General features: G+C 73.7%; 10 protein-coding genes and 1 pseudogene. 2 read left to right on the top strand and 9 right to left on the bottom strand.

From position 1 onward, the window contains the following. Positions 1-30 precede the first annotated feature (30 nt). The 9 genes from ACWF9Z_RS15770 to ACWF9Z_RS15730 form a co-directional block, all read right to left on the bottom strand. Positions 31-339 carry a hypothetical protein gene (locus tag ACWF9Z_RS15770; protein WP_453602467.1) on the bottom strand — a complete coding sequence of 103 codons (309 nt, stop codon included), beginning with the start codon at positions 337-339 and terminating at the stop codon, positions 31-33. Then, a complete protein-coding gene (locus ACWF9Z_RS15765) occupies positions 332-781 on the bottom strand; it encodes a YbaB/EbfC family nucleoid-associated protein (RefSeq protein ID WP_453602465.1) in 450 nt (149 codons plus the stop codon). Before ACWF9Z_RS15765 ends, ACWF9Z_RS15770 begins: the two co-directional genes overlap by 8 nt. Before the next feature lie 34 nt (positions 782-815). After that, entirely contained in the window at positions 816-2,960 is a 2,145-nt protein-coding gene (locus ACWF9Z_RS15760) for a hypothetical protein (protein ID WP_453602463.1), read from the bottom strand. 24 nt (positions 2,961-2,984) lie between these two features. Further along, on the bottom strand, positions 2,985-3,440 hold the full coding sequence (locus ACWF9Z_RS15755) for a hypothetical protein (protein ID WP_453602461.1): 456 nt from the start codon (positions 3,438-3,440) through the stop codon (positions 2,985-2,987). Between the two features lie 236 nt (positions 3,441-3,676). Beyond that, positions 3,677-3,976: a WXG100 family type VII secretion target gene (locus ACWF9Z_RS15750; RefSeq protein WP_453602459.1), complete on the bottom strand. Its 300-nt coding sequence runs from the start codon at positions 3,974-3,976 to the stop codon at positions 3,677-3,679. Positions 3,977-4,073: 97 nt separating this feature from the next. Next, positions 4,074-4,412: a hypothetical protein gene (locus tag ACWF9Z_RS15745; RefSeq protein WP_453602457.1), complete on the bottom strand. Its 339-nt coding sequence runs from the start codon at positions 4,410-4,412 to the stop codon at positions 4,074-4,076. Between the two features lie 85 nt (positions 4,413-4,497). Beyond that, positions 4,498-5,952, bottom strand: a complete 1,455-nt coding sequence (gene eccB, locus ACWF9Z_RS15740; RefSeq protein WP_453602454.1) for a type VII secretion protein EccB — start codon at positions 5,950-5,952, stop codon at positions 4,498-4,500. Between the two features lie 121 nt (positions 5,953-6,073). Continuing rightward, positions 6,074-7,444 (bottom strand): type VII secretion integral membrane protein EccD, encoded by a 1,371-nt coding sequence (gene eccD / locus ACWF9Z_RS15735; protein ID WP_453602497.1) that lies wholly within the window; start codon positions 7,442-7,444, stop codon positions 6,074-6,076. A 116-nt stretch (positions 7,445-7,560) separates the two neighbouring features. Further along, positions 7,561-8,124 carry a hypothetical protein gene (locus ACWF9Z_RS15730; protein ID WP_453602451.1) on the bottom strand — a complete coding sequence of 188 codons (564 nt, stop codon included), beginning with the start codon at positions 8,122-8,124 and terminating at the stop codon, positions 7,561-7,563. A gap of 186 nt (positions 8,125-8,310) precedes the next feature. Between ACWF9Z_RS15730 and eccCa the strand changes: the two genes are divergently transcribed. Together eccCa and ACWF9Z_RS15720 are read left to right on the top strand one after the other, a co-directional pair. Continuing rightward, complete coding sequence (gene eccCa, locus ACWF9Z_RS15725; RefSeq protein ID WP_453602448.1) at positions 8,311-12,369, top strand: type VII secretion protein EccCa; 4,059 nt, start codon at positions 8,311-8,313, stop codon at positions 12,367-12,369. 53 nt (positions 12,370-12,422) lie between these two features. Further along, a pseudogene (locus ACWF9Z_RS15720) lies at positions 12,423-15,774 on the top strand (hypothetical protein); the annotation flags it as partial.

Genomic DNA, 15,774 nt, shown 5'->3' with positions numbered 1-15,774 from the left:
AGGGGCCCCGCGCGGGGGGAGGGGCGCGGGCTACCAGTCGCCGGAGTTCGTGGCGTCCTCGTCGGCCTTGTCGGTGATGTCCTTGGACTGCTTGCCGGCCGTGGTGACCAGGGTCAAGGTCTTCCCGATGTACTTGACGGTGCCCGTGAGGTTCTCCGTCGGCTTGTCCACCACCTCGTGGTACTTCTTGCCGATCGCGTCGTGACCCGCCGATTCCTTGTTGAGGCGGTTCACCTCGGCGATGCGCAGGCTCAGGTCGTGCAGTTTCGCCTCGTAGTCGTCATAGGCGTCGAACTTGCCCTTGAGGTCCGCCAGGGACTTGAGCTTCGGCTTAGCCATTGAACTCCTCCTGCTTCGTCGAACGCTTCTTGGCCTCTTCCGCCTCGAAGCCCGGGCGCATGGACCGCAGGGGTTTGAACAGCTCGTCCAGGTCCGTCGACATCTCGGCGAAGCCGCCCGCCATGCGGATCTGCTCGCCCACGTTCGCGAACGACTTGATCCGCTCGGTCACCTGCTCGCCCATCCGCCCCCGGGCGTCGTTGAGCACGTTGGTCAGTACGTCCGCCAGCTCGGCGGGGGCCATCTCCTGGTACGCCGTGGTGCGGAAGTTCATGGAGATGACCTGGCCCTGCGGACCCACGGTCACGCTGACCATGCGGTCCTTCGAGGTCGCGGTCGCGGTCGCCCGGTCGAGCTCCGCCCGCGCCTCGTGCATCTTCTCGGTCTGTTCGCGCAGACTGGCCATCATCTGCTCGATGCGGCCCTCGGCTTCGAGGCTCACTGGTCCTTCTTCCCTGTGTGGTGCGGTCGTACGGTCATCGGCCGATCACTCCGCTGACGGTCCCGGTGTCGGTGCCCCAGGTGTCCTCGTCCTCGGAGAGCCAGGTGGTCCGCTGGCGGTCCTTCTGGCCGCCCGCCCCGGCTCCCGCGCCCGCTCCGGCTCCGCCCATCGGCGGCATCATCGGACCGCTCTGGGTCTGCTGCTGGGCGGCCAGTTGCTTGGCCGCCTCCTCGGCGGCCTTGGCCCGGTCGGCCTCGGTGCCGGGAGGCGCCGAGGAGTTGGTCATCGCCATGGCCCGGTCGCTCAGCATCGTGGGGCCGGCGATCGCCGAGGTGGCGCCGGAACCCTTCGCGCCGCCCGTCCCCGAGAGGCCGCCCGCTCCCGAGCCGAGGCCCGGGACGGAACCCAGGCCGGAGTGCGATCCGCCCACGGACAGGTCCAGGGGGCCCCGCACCTCGGGTACGTAGGGGGAGCTGGTCCCCGGCCGGGCGCTCGTTCGCGAGTCGAGCAGCGCGTGCTCGGTGTTGGCGAGCAGCTGGGACATCCGGTCGATGGGCCGGCCCTGTGCGTCGACGAGTACGCCGTCGTGCTTGACGCTCGCGCCCTTCGGGAGAGCGTACGGATTGCCGTTGGAGTCGAGCAGCGGCTTGCCCTTGGCGTCGACCAGGGTGCCGGAGGGGTCGACCTTCGAGCCCTCCGGCAGCTTGATCTGGTCGAGCGGGGAGGGGGCCGGGTGGGGTGGCGCCTGCTCCTTGACCTTGGAGCCGGGCGGCGCCACGAGGGGTTTTCCGTCCGCGCCGAGGACGAGGTTGCCCTTGGAGTCCCGGACCTTGCCGTCCTTGCCGATGACGGATCCCACGGGGACCATGACCGGCTTCTTGTCCTTGCCCAGGACCGGCTTGCCGTTCTTGTCGAGGAGGTTGGTCGTACCGGGGAGGGGCAGCCCGGTGATCGGATCGCGGTTGCCCGGGACGGGTGCGCCGGGTTTGGGGATGAGGTCGCCGGGCTTGGGAACGGGGCCGCCGGGCTTGGGCGCCCCCTTGTTCCCGCCCTTCTGGTCCTTGCCGCCGTCGATCTGCGTATTGCTCCCCGGCGGCGGGATCTTCTGGTCGCCCGTCCCGCCGCCGGGCGGGGCGTCGGCGCCTCCGGGACCGGGCTCGGGCACGGGGCCGCCTCCGGCGCCTCCCTGGGGCAGGCCGAGGTTGGGCTGGATGACCCCGCGTCCGAAGGCGCTGCCGAGACGGTTGTACTCGTTGTCGAGGAGCGCGTAGACGGCGTCGGCCAGGGAGTCCAGCGAGTACGTGCCCGTGACCCCCTTGAAGGGAACCTGGAGCTTCTTGGCACTCAGACCATCCAGCCACGCCTTCTTGGCGGCCTGTTGGACGTTGTCCCAGAACTCACCGTCGTCGACGTTGAGCCCGTTGACCATGACCTTGGTGGAGCTCATCGTGATGTTGCCCGTCAGCTGGGCGTCGAGTGCGTCCTGCAGCACCTCGGTCGCACCGCTCTGCCGGGTGCCGAACCATGCGAGCTGCGCCCCGAGCATCTCGCGCGACGCCTGCTTCAGCATGCCCCCGGTGCCGGACAGCTGGGCGTAGAAGTTGTCGGGATGCTGGAGGTCGGTCTGGATGTGGGTGAGTGCCAGGGCGATGGTGGAGAGGTACTTCTTGAACTCACCCGCCGCGCTGCCCCGCCAGTTGTCCCCGGTGTCCCCGAGCTCGTCGATCCACCGCATGATCCCGGCGTCCTTGCCGAGTGTCACGCTCAGCAGGTCGCAGACTCCCAGCAGGGCGGTGGAGGCCTCCGCGAACGTGTTGTGGTTGACGGTCTCGTTCTTGTCCGCCTTGTTGACCAGATCGTCCAGCATGGCCCAGACCCCGGTGCGGTACGTGTTGTAGTTCGCGGTGGTGTCGTTGAACATGGACCAGTTCATCCGCCCCCCGACCAGCATCCCCCAGCCGAGGTTGGCGTTCACAGGTCTGAGAAGGGTGTAGATGTCGTAGAGCTGGTTCTTGTGGGCGGCCAGGGCCTTGACGTCCGCGGTGGCGGCGTTGGAGACGTAGTAGTTCTGGTGACCGCTGAGCCACGTGGGCGAGCCCGGTCCCGCCACGTCGTTGCGGGTCTTCACGGAGTCGGTCTTGGGAAGGAAGATCGGGGCGACTTCGTCCCAGGTGGGCATCTCGGGGGCGCCTTTCTTGTCGGCTCAGGATTCCGGCGGTTTGGGGGCCGTGGGGGGCTTCGAGTTCGCCTGCACCTGGGTGAGGACCTCCCACATCTCGGCCGCGGTCAGCGCGTCGTCGTCCGCGTTGTCCATCATCAGCCGGATGTCGTGCAGCGTGACGTACGAGCCGTGGGCGGCCGCGGAGATGACGGCGAAGGCGCTGACGAGCTGCTTGGCGTAGGTCTGGAAGTTGGTCTGCAGGAACCCGGCGCTCGGCAGCCGCACGGTGTTGCCCGGCAGCAGCTTCCCGCGGTTCCCCACCAGAGACCCCACCTGCCAGAAGTTCGCGAGCGCGAGGAGATGCGGATTGTGTTCCAGGGACGCCTGGAAGGGAGCGATCTTCTTCTCGGCGAAGTCCAGGAGGTACTCGTCGGTGATTTTCAGGTCGGCGCCGTCGCCCGACCCCTCGTCGCCGTCCTTCTTCGGTTCCTTCGCCATGCTGCTCCTTCGTCGGGGTGTCGGCCGCGGTGCGCGGGGTCCCGTCGTACGCCCACCACCCGGAGGAACGGGCCGGCCGCGGGCGGGGGTTCAGGCGTACGGGGAGAAAGCACGGACCCGGCCTGCTGGGGGAGCGGGGCCGGGTCCGTTGGCGGCAGGGCAGGAGGCGAGGGGACCTCCGGCCCTGCCGGTCTGTGGGGGCGGGCGTCCGCCGGTACGGCTGGTTGCCCGCCGGATCAGGTGCGTCCGCCGGGGAACAGCGCGGCGCTGCGCTTGTCGGCGTTCCTGATGGTCATGTGCATGTCCGCGAGCTTGTCGGCGCCGCTGTCGAACTCCGTCGACATCGCGGTGTCCAACTGCTGCACGGTCGTGACGAAGTCCTGGAACGCTGCTGCGGCGGCACCCTTGAAGTTGTCCTTCACCGTGGAGAGGTCGGTGACGAGCGCCGCCAGGTTGGTGTGCATCTGCTTGGCCGCGGCCTTCATGTCCTCGTTGGCCTCGACGAGCGCATTGTGGTTGATCTCGATGTCTGACACGGAAGCGGGCCTTTCCCTGTGATCCGGTGAGAGGGTGCGCGGGCTCGGGCTCGGGCTCGGGCGCGGCGAGCGGCGCGGGAGTGGGAGCGGCGGAGGGTCAGCCGTTCAGCACGTCGAAGATCGGCCCGCCCCAGTTGCCGCCCGAGGCGTGCGCCTCCTCCTCCGCCTGGGTGAGGAACTTCTGCGCACCCTGGGTGGAGTCGATGAGCGTCTGGTACTTCTGCATGATCGTGTCGTAGCCGATGATCCACTCCTCGACCTTGCGGAGGAACGCCTTGGACGACTCGGCCTGGTAGTTCCAGCCGATCCGTCCCATCACCTCGTCCACCTGGGAACGCGCGTTCATCATCTGCACCAGGTAGCCGTCCAGGTGCGAGATGGTGTTGAGGATGACCTGGTCCGAAGTGACCAACTGCTCTTCGGGACTGGCTGTCACGTGCTCTCCTAGGTCGATACCGGAGCGGCGGCGAGGTACGCCGTGTGCCTCTGCCAGACAGAACGGGCGGGCCCCGCCGAAGGGTTCATCCGCCGTTCCGCGCCGAGCAGGGCGGAGCCTCGGCGGTGGTCACCACACCGCCCGCCGCCAGTGCGTCCGGGTCCAGGCTCGGGCCGGTCGGCAGCAGTTTCAGCAGGCCGGCGGGGACACCCACGGTGGGAGTGGCGCCGTAGCCCAGCCGCTTCGCTGCCTCCGCGGACGCCAGCGGGTACTTCACCCCGCTGTCCGTCACCAGGTAGAAGGTGCTGCCCGTACCGCCCCCGGACAGGGCCCGTACGAGAGCTCCGCCGCCGGGCCTGACCATGATCCGGTCGGCGTCCGCGCAGGTCGGGTTCACCCCGGGCTGCGCCGCCGGAGGCCGGCCCGCCACGGCCGCGGTGTCCGCCAGGGCCACCAGCGTGGCCGGGCCGGCGGCCCCCGGGCGCAGCCCGGCGCAGACGCTCTGGCCCGGTGACGGGGTCAGCAGCAGGGGAGGCTCGGCCGGCAGGGCGCCGCCCGGGCTCCCGGCCGGGGCCGCCGCCGAGTGGGCGGCGAGGTCGGCGGCGCCCACCAGGGTGGCGGTCGCCGGAGCGTCCGCGTAGGCCTCGCGCTGGGTGCGCGGATCCCCCCGCAGCAGCTCGAAGCCGGTCCGGGTCAGGGCCCGCAAACCGTCCTGCGCCAGTACGTAGGTCTCGCCGCCCGGACCGGTGAACAGCTGCCCGACGGTCGTCGGATGCCCGGAGAGGACCGGCCCGGGACCACCGCGCCCGGGGACGTCCGCCGCCGCCAGGTCGGGCCCGGCCGGCAGGGTGTTGAGGAAGGCTCCGGAGACCGGGAACGGCGTGGCGGCGCCGTAACCGAGCGCGGCCGGGGCCCTGTTGGCGGTGTCCAGCCGCAGCCGCTGCCCCTGCCACAGCAGGTGCCGCTCTCCGTCGGGGGTGGCGACCAGTACGCCCTGCTGGTCCGTCAGCGCGGCTCCCTGGCCGGCCATCGCGACGGCGAGCGAGATCTGGGGCGCGCCCGCGTCGGCGGCGGGCGGGCGCAGGGCGCAGGCGAGCCAGCCGTCCGCCGACAGTTCGCCGGCCGCCGGCAGTCCGTCCGGGGCGCCCACGATGCCGACCGGGCCGCCGCGCGGGGCCCCCTTCAGCGATTTCTCGGCGACCTCGGTGACCACCATCTTCTCCCCGGCCAGCAGCCGTGCGCTCGACTGGTTGAGCACCGGGTGCAGCTCCCCGCCGAGGAACAGGTACCGGGCCCCGGTCTTCTTCACCACGACCAGGGTTCCGGGCTTGCGCCAGCCGGTCGCGCCGCCGGGCGAGATCACCCCGTACAGGCCGACGACCACCGCGATGGCGATCCCGATGTACAGGCCCGTCCTGACGCCACGGTTGGTACGGCCGGTCGGCGTGTCCGGTGCGTCGGGCTCGGCCCGCAGCATTCCTGCGCCGAGCCGGCCCACCACGAACAGGTGGGCCTGGACCTGGTCGCGCCTGGACTGCATCCCCACTCCTCCTCAAGAAAGCTTTGTGTGTCGAACAGCGGGCGTCGTGCGGCGGACGGGGTACGGCGCGGGGTGCGCGTCCACGGCGTGCGGCGCGCGGTCGGCGGGGTGCGCCGGGCGGTCAGCCGCCGACCGCGCGGACCAGCTGGAAGACCCCGGCGACGGTCAGTGCCAGCGGCAGCAGGCTCAGCGCCGCGAGGCTGTGCAGGAGATCGGCGATCCGCCCCCAGTACGGCAGCAGCCGGCGCCCCGGCACCGTCCACGACACGACGGCGGCCACACCGGCCACCGCCACCAGCGCCGTGAGCAGCATCGGCCGTTCACCGGGAGCCAGACCGGCCGCGAAACCGCCGGTCAGCAGGGCCAGGCCGTAGATGGCGGGCAGCAGCAGCGACAAGCGCTGCGGCACGCTCCCGACCGTACGGGCGTGCAGGGCCAGGAGCGCCGAGAGGGCGGCCGTCAGGGCCGCCGGGGCCCAGCCGTCCTGGCCCGCGATCAGGGTGAGGCAGCCGGCGCAGGCGGCGCCGACCACCACGTGGAAGGCCGTCAGATAGCCGTCGGCCACCGCACTGCGGGCCAGCACGTCGGCGGCCGGGAACGGCTCGATGTTCTCCTGGAGCTCCTCGGCGTTGCGGGGGAGCGCGGGCAGCCGCAGCCCCGACATCCGGAACGAGAGGCTGGGGGCGAAGGCGCCGACCACGACGACCAGCACCGCGACCAGGGAGGCGGTGTGCCCGAGCGGCAGCCCGGCCAGGGCGACGGCCCCGGCGGCCATGCCGAGCGCCGCCGTCAGCGCCAGCCCGAGGAACAGCGGGGCCGCGCAGGCCACCGCCGCGAGGGCCAGTACGGCGCCGCCCGCCGCCGCGGAGCTCCCGGCCAGGACCCGCGCCGCCGTGGGATCGCCGCCGCCGCCGGGCAGCAGCGCTCCGGCGAGCGCCAGGTAGGGCACGGCCGCGGCTCCCAGCGCGGTTCCCGCCCCGGCGTCACCCACCGCCCGCGAGGCGCTGCCCGCGCAGAGCAGCAGGAGTACGCCGGTCACGGCCGCGGCCGTGATCCGCTGCTGGTCCGGGCCGGGCAGGGCCAGCAGGACGATGCCTCCGGCCAGCGCGAGGAGGGCCACCGCGAGCGCCAGGTGGTGGGTCATCACCGGCCGCCAGGAATCGCCGCGCTCGCGCAGCCCGGTCGCGATGCCGTCCACCAGGTCGTCGAAGTGGACGAGCGGCATCGTGTCCCGGCGGTGGCGCAGCTGGAGCTCCTCACCGTCCTTGAGCCCGAGCGCCTCGGCGGACAGCTCCTCGTCGAGCGGCTCCGCGCCCAGGCGCTGCAGGACCCAGCCACCCGCCTCGACGGCCTCCTCGGCCAGATCCTCGCCGTCCTTGCCGGAGAACCCGACGACGGTCGGCAGCAGGTCACCCAAGGGCACGTCGGAGGGCACGGACAGCTCGACCACCTTCAGCGGCCCGCGAAACCTCAATCGGCAGAGTCCCGCCACCGCGCCACCGCTCACCGCTGCCCGTCCTTCCTCACCGGCACGTCCGCGTACCGGAATGCCGTCATGGGCGAGAACGGCCGGGACGGGGCGACGGGTTCACCGGCCGGCGGACCGGGTCAGCTCTCCCCGCGCAGGGCGGCCACCATCCGCCGCGTCCCGTCCTCGCCGCACCGCTCCAGGAGCAGCGCGCACCAGGACTCCGCGTCCAGCCTCTCCTCGGCGGTCCACCGCGCGGCCGACGGATGCTCTTCGACCACCAGGGCCCACGCCAGCAGCCGCAGCTCGGCGAAACGGCCGGTGGACAGGGCGGACAGCGCGCGGGGGCCGGCGCGTGCCGACGGGGACGCGCACGGGGCCGGGGGCTCGGGCAGGAGGCCGCCGCCCGGCGTGGCGCCGAGGCCGAGTACGGCGCGTACGGCCTCGACCACGGCCGCCGCCTCGGCCTCCGGTACGTCCAGGCCGGTGCGCGGCACCGGATCCGTCCCGGCCGCGGGGTGCGTCCCTGCCCCGGGATCCCTTCCGGCGGCGGGGTCCGCCCCGGCGGCGGGGTCCGCCCCGGCCACAGGGTCCGCCCCCGCCGCGGGGTCCGCCGGCACCGTCACCGCCAGCCAGCCGCGCAGCATGCTCCGGACCGCCTCGGTCTCGGTCTCGGTCTCGGTCTCGGCCTCGTCATCACTCACCGGATCCACCGCCCCCCTGTCGTCCGGACGGGCTCCCGCGCCGTCGCCCACTGCAACGTCGCCGCCCCGGGCCCCGGTTCAACGACCCGCCCCCGGACCGCCGGGACCTCCTGAACCACGGCCCGCGCCCCGCACGTTCCCCGGAGGGACGGACCGCCCGGCCGCCCGGAAGTGAGGAGCCTCCCGTTGAGCGTGGTGCTAGTCAGCCGACCGGCCCGGCGTCCCGGACCCGAAATGCCGGAGGGCGAGCTCCAGCTGCAGGAGCCCCCCGTACTGCCGGAGAAGCAGAGCAGCGCCTCCAACATGATCACCATGGTGCCGATGGCGCTCAGCTCGCTCTCCATGGTCTTCATCTTCCTCCGCCCCAACGGCGGCATCATGACCTACATCGCGATGGGCACCATGGTGCTCTCCGCCGTCGGCATGCTCGTCACCCAGATCATCCGCGGCAACAGCGACCGCAAGGTGCAGCTGATCGGAGAGCGGCGCGACTACCTGCGCTACCTCGGCCAGATGCGCCGCCAGGTCCGCAAGGACATCGGCAAGCAGCAGGAGGCCCTGGCCTGGCGCAACCCGGGCCCGGAGGAACTGCCCTCCCTCGTACGGACCTCCCGGCTCTGGGAACGCCGGGCCTCGCACCCCGACTTCAGCGACGTGCGCATCGCGACCGGCGCCCAGCGCCTCGCCGTACGCCTCGCCCCGCTCGCCACCAAACCGGTCGAGGACCTCGAACCGCTCGCCGCCCACGCCCTGCGCCGCTTCATCCACGCGTACGGAACCGTCGACGGCCAGCCCATCGCCATCCACCTGCGCGGCTTCGCCCACGTCATGCTCCGCTGCGAGCAACCCGACGGCGAGGAGCGCACCCGCGCCCTGGTCCGCTCCGTCCTCGCCCAGCTCGCCACCCTGCATGCCCCCGACGAACTGCGCATCGCGGTCGTCACCTCCCCCGACCGGCGCGCGCACTGGGACTGGACCAAGTGGCTGCCCCACGCCCTGCACCCCCTCGAAACCGACGGCGCGGGCCCCGTACGGCTGGTCGCCGCCACCATCGGCGAGGTCGAGCAGCTGCTCGGCGACGAGTTCGCCGCCCGGCCGCCCTACGAACCCGACGCGACCCCCAGCCGCGACGAGCCGTACACCGTGATCGTGCTCGACGGAGCCCAGCTGGCCGGCCCGCACCGCGCCGCCCTCGCCGGATACCGCAACGCCACCCTCATCGACCTGGCCGGGGTGCTGGAGTGGAAGCACACCCGGGTCACACTGCGGCTGCGGATCACCGACAGCACCCTGGAGATGGTCGGCTCGGACCGCAACCGCAAGGACGACGTGACCGTCCTCGGCCGCCCCGACGCCATGGCGCCCGCCGCGGCCCGCCGCCTCGCGACGCTGCTGGCCCCCTACCGGCTCGGCGACTCCGTCGACGCCGGGGAACCGCTGGCCGCGGACTTCGACCTGACCTCGCTCCTCGGCATCCACGACCTGCACACCTTCGACGTCCAGCAGCAGTGGTCCCAGCGCAACCAGTCGAACAGGCTGCGGGTCCCGCTCGGCGTCGGCGCCGACGGCGCCCCCGTGGCCCTCGACATCAAGGAGTCCGCCCAGGGCGGCATGGGACCGCACGGGATGCTCATCGGCGCCACCGGCTCCGGAAAGTCCGAACTCCTGCGGACCCTCGTCCTCGCGCTGGCCCTCACGCACTCCTCGGAGATCCTCAACTTCGTCCTCGTCGACTTCAAGGGCGGCGCCACCTTCCTCGGCCTCGACAAGCTTCCGCACACCTCGGCCGTCATCACGAACCTCGCCGACGAGGCCGCGCTCGTGGACCGCATGCGCGACGCCCTGCACGGCGAGATGATGCGCCGGCAGGAACTGCTGCGCGCGGCCGGCAACTACTCCTCCCTCCTGGAGTACGAGACGGCGCGCGCGTCGGGCACCCCGCTCGACCCGATGCCCACCCTCTTCGTCGTCGTCGACGAGTTCTCCGAACTCCTCTCCGCGCACCGTGACTTCATGGACCTGTTCGTGATGATCGGCCGACTCGGCCGCTCACTCGGCGTCCACCTGCTGCTCGCCTCGCAGCGCCTGGACGAGGGCCGCGTACACGCCCTCGAATCACACCTCTCGTACCGCATCGGCCTGCGCACCTTCTCCGCGATGGAGAGCCGCGGCGTCCTGGGCGTGCCCGACGCCTACCAGCTGCCCTCCCAGCCCGGCAACGGCTTCCTGCGCAGCGACATCTCCACCCTGAGCCGCTTCAAGGCGGCGTACGTCTCCGGCACCTACAAGCCGAAGCGGAGCCCCGGCCGGCTGGCGGCCCTCACCGGCCAGGTGGTCGAGCACAGCACCGAGTACATCGCCCCGCCGCCGCTCCCCGAAGTCGAGGAGACCCCGCAGGAGGAGGCCGAGGAGACCCGGGCGCTGCTCGACATCGCCACCCAGCGGCTGTACGACGCCGGACCGCCCGCCTACCAGGTGTGGCTGCCGCCGCTGGACGTGCCGCCCACGCTCGACGAACTGCTGCCGCCGCTCGCCCCCGACCCGCGGTTCGGCCTCACCGTCGAGGGCGATTCCGTACGCGGCACCCTGAAGATCCCGGTCGGCGTCGTCGACCGGCCCTTCCAGCAGATGCGTGACCTGCTCACGGTCGACCTGTCCGGCGCGGGCGGCCACATGGGCATCGCGGGCGCCCCGCAGAGCGGCAAGTCCACCCTGATCCGGACCGTCATGGCCGGCCTGGCCCTCACCCACACCCCGGCCGAAGTGCAGTTCTACTGCCTGGACTTCGGCGGCGGCGCACTCACCTCCCTGCGTGAACTGCCGCACGTGGGCGGTGTGGCCGGCCGGCACGACCCCGAGCGGGTGAACCGGACCGTCGCCGAGATCAACGGCGTGATCACGCGCCGCGAGAAGTACTTCGCGGAGGAGGCCGTCGACTCGGTCGCCTCCTTCCGCCGCCGCAAGGCCGCCGGCGAGTTCGCCGACGACCCGTACGGCGACGTCTTCCTCGTGGTGGACGGCTGGAACACGCTGCGCCAGGAGTTCCCGGACCTGGTCCAGCAGTTCACACTGATCTCCCAGCGGGGCCTCAATTACGGCGTCCACCTGATCATCGGCACCACCCGCTGGGGCGAGGTCACCAGCGGCCTGCGCGACCAGCTCCAGACCCGGCTCGAACTGCGCCTCGGCGACCCGATCGACTCGGTCGTCAACATGCGCGCCGCCGCCAAGGTCCCGCAGATCCCCGGCCGGGGCCTGACCGGCGACGAGATGCACTTCCTCACCGCCCTGCCCCGGATGGACGGCCGCGGCACCGCCGGCGACCTCAGCGAAGGGGTGGCCGACCTCGCCGACGTGGTCGCCGACCACTGGACGGGCCCGCGCGCCCCCGCTGTCCGGATGCTGCCCCTGCTCCTCGACGCCGCCGAACTCCCGGCCCCGCGCGGTACGTTGCAGATCCCGCTCGGCCTGGAGGACCAGCAGATCCAGCCGCTCTGGCACGACTTCGAGCAGGATCCGCACCTGATCGTGGTCGGCGACAGCGAGTCCGGCAAGACCAACCTCCTGAAGCTGATCACCACGCAGATCATGAGCGCCTACACCCCGGCCCAGGCCCGCATCATGCTGGTCGACTTCCGGCGCGAACTCTACGAGACCGTCCCCGAATCCCATCGGCTCGGCTACGCCGTCGCGGCGGACGCGTTGCGGCAGATGGTCGACGGAGCCGCGAAGGCGATGGTCAACCGGGTGCCGTCGGCGGACATCACGCCGAGCCGACTGCGCCTGCGGGACTGGTGGCAGGGGCCCGAACTGTTCGTCGTCGTCGACGACTACGAACTCATCGGCAGCTCGGGAACCCATCCCTTCACCCCGCTGCTCGAACACCTCGCCCAGGGCGCCGAGATCGGCCTGCACCTCATCGTCGCCCGCTCGGCCAACAACGCCGGACGCGGGCTGGTCGACCCGCTCCTGCGCAAGCTCCAAGAGGTCAACACCCCGGCGCTGCTGCTGTCCTGCCCGCCCTCCGAAGGCATCCTCTTCGGCAACGTCAAACCCAAGGTGCTCCCGGTCGGGCGGGGCCTGCACATCACGCGGCGCCGTACGGTCCAGGTCCAGACGGGCTTGTACGCGGGCCAGCGCGGCGGCGAGGGGGAGGGTGACGGCGGCGACGGCGGCGACGGCGGTCACGACGGTGATGTCGGTGGTGGCGGTGGCGGTGGCGGTGGCGGTGGCGGTGGCGAGTGAGGGTGAGTGAGGGCGACGTGCGTGGGGACGGACCGGCAGAACGGACAGCATCGATGAACACAGGCACGCCCCCACCCGTCACCGTGACGCCGTCCGGCCGGAGCGGCTCCCAACTGCGTGCCCTCGGGGCGCACTTCGTCATCGCGCCCGCGGGGGCGGACGACGCCCCGTTGGCATCGGCCCTGGCCGGCCTGCGGCCGGACCCCGACGCCCTGCTCGTCCTCGCCGCCGCGGCCGACGCCGCTCCGGTGCTGCGCGCCTCGCTGGCGCGGCTGGCCGGTCTGGCACGCGAGCGCGGGGCCTCGGCCCTGGTCCTCGCCGCCTCGGGCCTGGCGGCGCCCGGACCGGACGGCCGCCGGCCCGCCGACGCGGTCGCCCGCGCCGCCGGTCTGCCCGTCATCGCACCCGACGGGCTGGTCTCGGTCGAGGCCGACGGCAGGCTGCGGGTAACGGCGCCGGGGGACACGACTCCCGGCTCGTGGTGGCTGGTCGAGCCCGCGGAGGGACCGGACCGGGACCTCGGGCCGACGTGGCCGTCGGACGCGGAGGCGCGGGTGAACGCGGGGGAGCCCGGCGAGGCGGGTGCGGAAGGAGAGGTGGGCGAGCCGCGCGGGGCACGCGGGGCGGGGGAGCCGGGGAACGCGGGCCAGGCGCGCTCGTCGGCGGACTCGGCGGACGCGGGGGATGCGACGGACCCGGGCGAGGCGCGCTCGGCGGGGGACGCGGCGGAGCCGGGGCATGCGGGGGCGCCGGCGCGTGCGGGGGACTGGCAGGAGTCGGGCGAGGGGGGCGGGGAGCGGCCGGTGCCTGCGGATCCGCGGGCCGAGCCGATCAGCCAGGGGTTCTGGCTGTCCGCCCCCGGACGCCCGGACGGGGCGGGAGCGCTGGCCGCCGCCGACCCCGGGACGCTCATCCTCGGCGTCGGCTCCCCGCAGGATCCGCATCTGCCCGCGGCCGAACTGTTGCGCCGGGTCGTCGCGCTCGGCCTGGCCCCCGCGGGGCTGCTGCTCTGCGCTCCCTGGGCCGGTCCCGCCGCGCTGGCCGACATGGCCGCCGCGCTGGCCGGCCACTTCGGCCAGGACGTACGGGCCGCCGTCGGCCTGCCCGTCCGGGGCGCGGAGCACAGCACCACCGCCTTCCTGGACGCGGAGGGCCGCCCCACCTGGGAGCCCGTCCTCGCCGAACTCACCGCCTCGCCGTCGCACGGCCGCGTCGTGGCCTCCGGGTGGCACACGGTCCACCCGCTGCGCACGGCGGGGCCCGCGCTGTTCGCCGCGTGGGACGGCTGGGTGCTGGAGGCCGTCCCCGCCGGGCTCTGGCTGCGGCCCGAAGCGGAACCGCAGGGCGTCGAACCCCGCATGCGCCCGGCCGCGTACGAACGTCCCCTCCTCATCATCGGCGAACGCGGCCGGCCACTCGGCACCGAGGTCTGGGACCACCTCGAGCCGGTCCTGGCCGCCCTGCCGTCCCCGCTGGGCGGCGGCCCCTACGGTCTGGTCCTGGCCGGCACGGGCGACGGCGACGCGGAGGCCGTGGGACGTTTCCTGTGCCGCCGCCACCCGGTGGAATGGCTCGGGCCGGAGCCGCAGGCCACAGGCGGGCACGCCCCGGACAGCGCCGAGACCCTCGCCCCTCCAGGGCCGGGTCGGTCCGCCCCCGTGGGCCCCGCGCCTTCCGGCCCCGTCGGCCCCGCGCCTTCCGGCCCCGTCGGTCCCGCGGCGTCCGGTCCCGTCGGTCCCGCGCCGTCTGGCCCCGTCGGTCCCGCGGCGTCCGGTCCCGTCGGTCCCGCGCCGTCTGGCCCCGTCGGTCCCGCGCCGTCTGGCCCCGTCGGTCCCGCGGCGTCCGGTCCTGTCGGCCCCGGGTCTTCCGCTTCCGTCGAACCCGGTCCTTCCTGTTCCGTGCGGCCTGATCCGTCCGGTGCGGGCGGGTCTGTGGTTTTCGGCCCGGTGATGGCTGTGCCTTCTGGTGCGGGTGGAGCTGTGGCCTTGGGTCGCGTCGGTCCCGGTCCTTCCGCTTCCGTCGGGTCCGTGTCTTCCGGTTCCCCGGGGCCCGAGCCTTCCGGTCCGGCTGCCCCGGTGCCTCCGGGCCCTGACGATCCCCTGGATCCCCGTCCTGCCGATCCGGTGACCCCCGGCCCGGATGCACGGCCTCCGGGGCCGGTTGCTCCTGTGCTTCCCGGCCCCGCGAGCCCGCCGTCATCCGGGCAGGTACCCCCCGGCTCCGGGGGTCCTACGGGCACGCCGGCCCGCACGGCGGCGGCCGCAGCCGCGCCCGCGCCCGTGCCCGTGCCCGTCCCGAGCGTGACGCCCGTCCCGGCCGTCGCTCCGGCCCTGCCGCCGGACTCCGCTCCCGAACCGTCCTCGGCTCCCGAACCGTCCCCGGCCCCGGCCCCGGTCCAGGAACCGGCCCCGGGTGCCGCACCCGCAGCGGGACCCGCACCGGTTGCGGCGGCCGGGCCCGGAGCGGCTTCGGGTCCGGTGGGGGGACCGGCGTCCGCGCCCCTCGCCGAGGCCGCTCCGGCGCCTGCCCCCGCTTCGGCGAGCGCGCCCGTACCGGCAGCGGCACCCGTGCCCACACCGCACCCCGCGCCCCCAGCGGCAGCGGCAGCGGCAGCGGTCGCCGCGGCCTCCGCCCCGGACCGGGAGGGCCTGAGGGCGCTGCTCGGGCAGCGGTACCACCTCGTCGCGAGCAAGGCCGAGTTGGTGGCGGCCAAACTCCCCGGCCTGCGGTCCGCGCAGCGCGAGGACCTCAAGCCGGACCTGGTGGCCGTACTCCTGCACCAGGCCGACAGTGGCGGACCCGCCGGCCGCGCGGAGCTGGTGGCCGAGGCCCGGGCCGGGGGGCAGGGGCCGCTCGGCCCGTATCTGCGGTGCCTCGGATCGGGGCTGCGGAGGCTGCCGAGCCATCACGGGGCCGTCCTGGTCGGCGCGTCGGCGCAGGGGACCGAGCTCGACGCCTACCGCCCCGGCAGCCTCGTGGCGGAGCCGGCCCCGGTCGCCGGGGTCCTGGCGCACGACGTGGACCTCGGGGTTCCCGTGGAGTTCGGGATCTGGTCGGCCACCGGGCGCCGTACGGCGGCCTTCGCCCCGGACGCCGCCGAACCGGAGGTGGTCTTCGCCCCGGGGACCCGCTACTCGGTGCTCGCCGTACTCCCCGGCGACGAGGACACCGCCCTGCCCGCCCGGGTGCTCCTGCGCGAGGTCTCCTTCGCCGAGACGGAGGCCGGGGCCGCCGGCGACCGGGACCGTCAGGCGCGGGCCCGGCTGACCGCGTGGTTCGAGCGCCGGGACGGGGTCCGGCCCGAGGAGCGCCGTACCGGGCGGGGGGCAACGGGCCGCCAGCGAGCGGGGGGGGCCCGGGGGCGGGGACGCGCCCCCCACAAAAACACCCCCCCGAACGCGCCCC

Source organism: Streptomyces sp. NPDC054961, from assembly GCF_053609145.1.
Note: the sequence above shows the minus strand (reverse complement) of the source record. Positions and strands in the feature narration are given on the sequence as shown.

Bases quoted from the DNA above. Each gene is read 5' to 3' on its own strand.
- eccB (WP_453602454.1), bottom strand. From the start codon at position 5,952: ATGCAGTCCAGGCGCGACCAGGTCCAGGCCCACCTGTTCGTGGTGGGC.
- ACWF9Z_RS15760 (WP_453602463.1), bottom strand. From the start codon at position 2,960: ATGCCCACCTGGGACGAAGTCGCCCCGATCTTCCTTCCCAAGACCGAC.
- ACWF9Z_RS15770 (WP_453602467.1), bottom strand. From the start codon at position 339: ATGGCTAAGCCGAAGCTCAAGTCCCTGGCGGACCTCAAGGGCAAGTTC.
- ACWF9Z_RS15755 (WP_453602461.1), bottom strand. From the start codon at position 3,440: ATGGCGAAGGAACCGAAGAAGGACGGCGACGAGGGGTCGGGCGACGGC.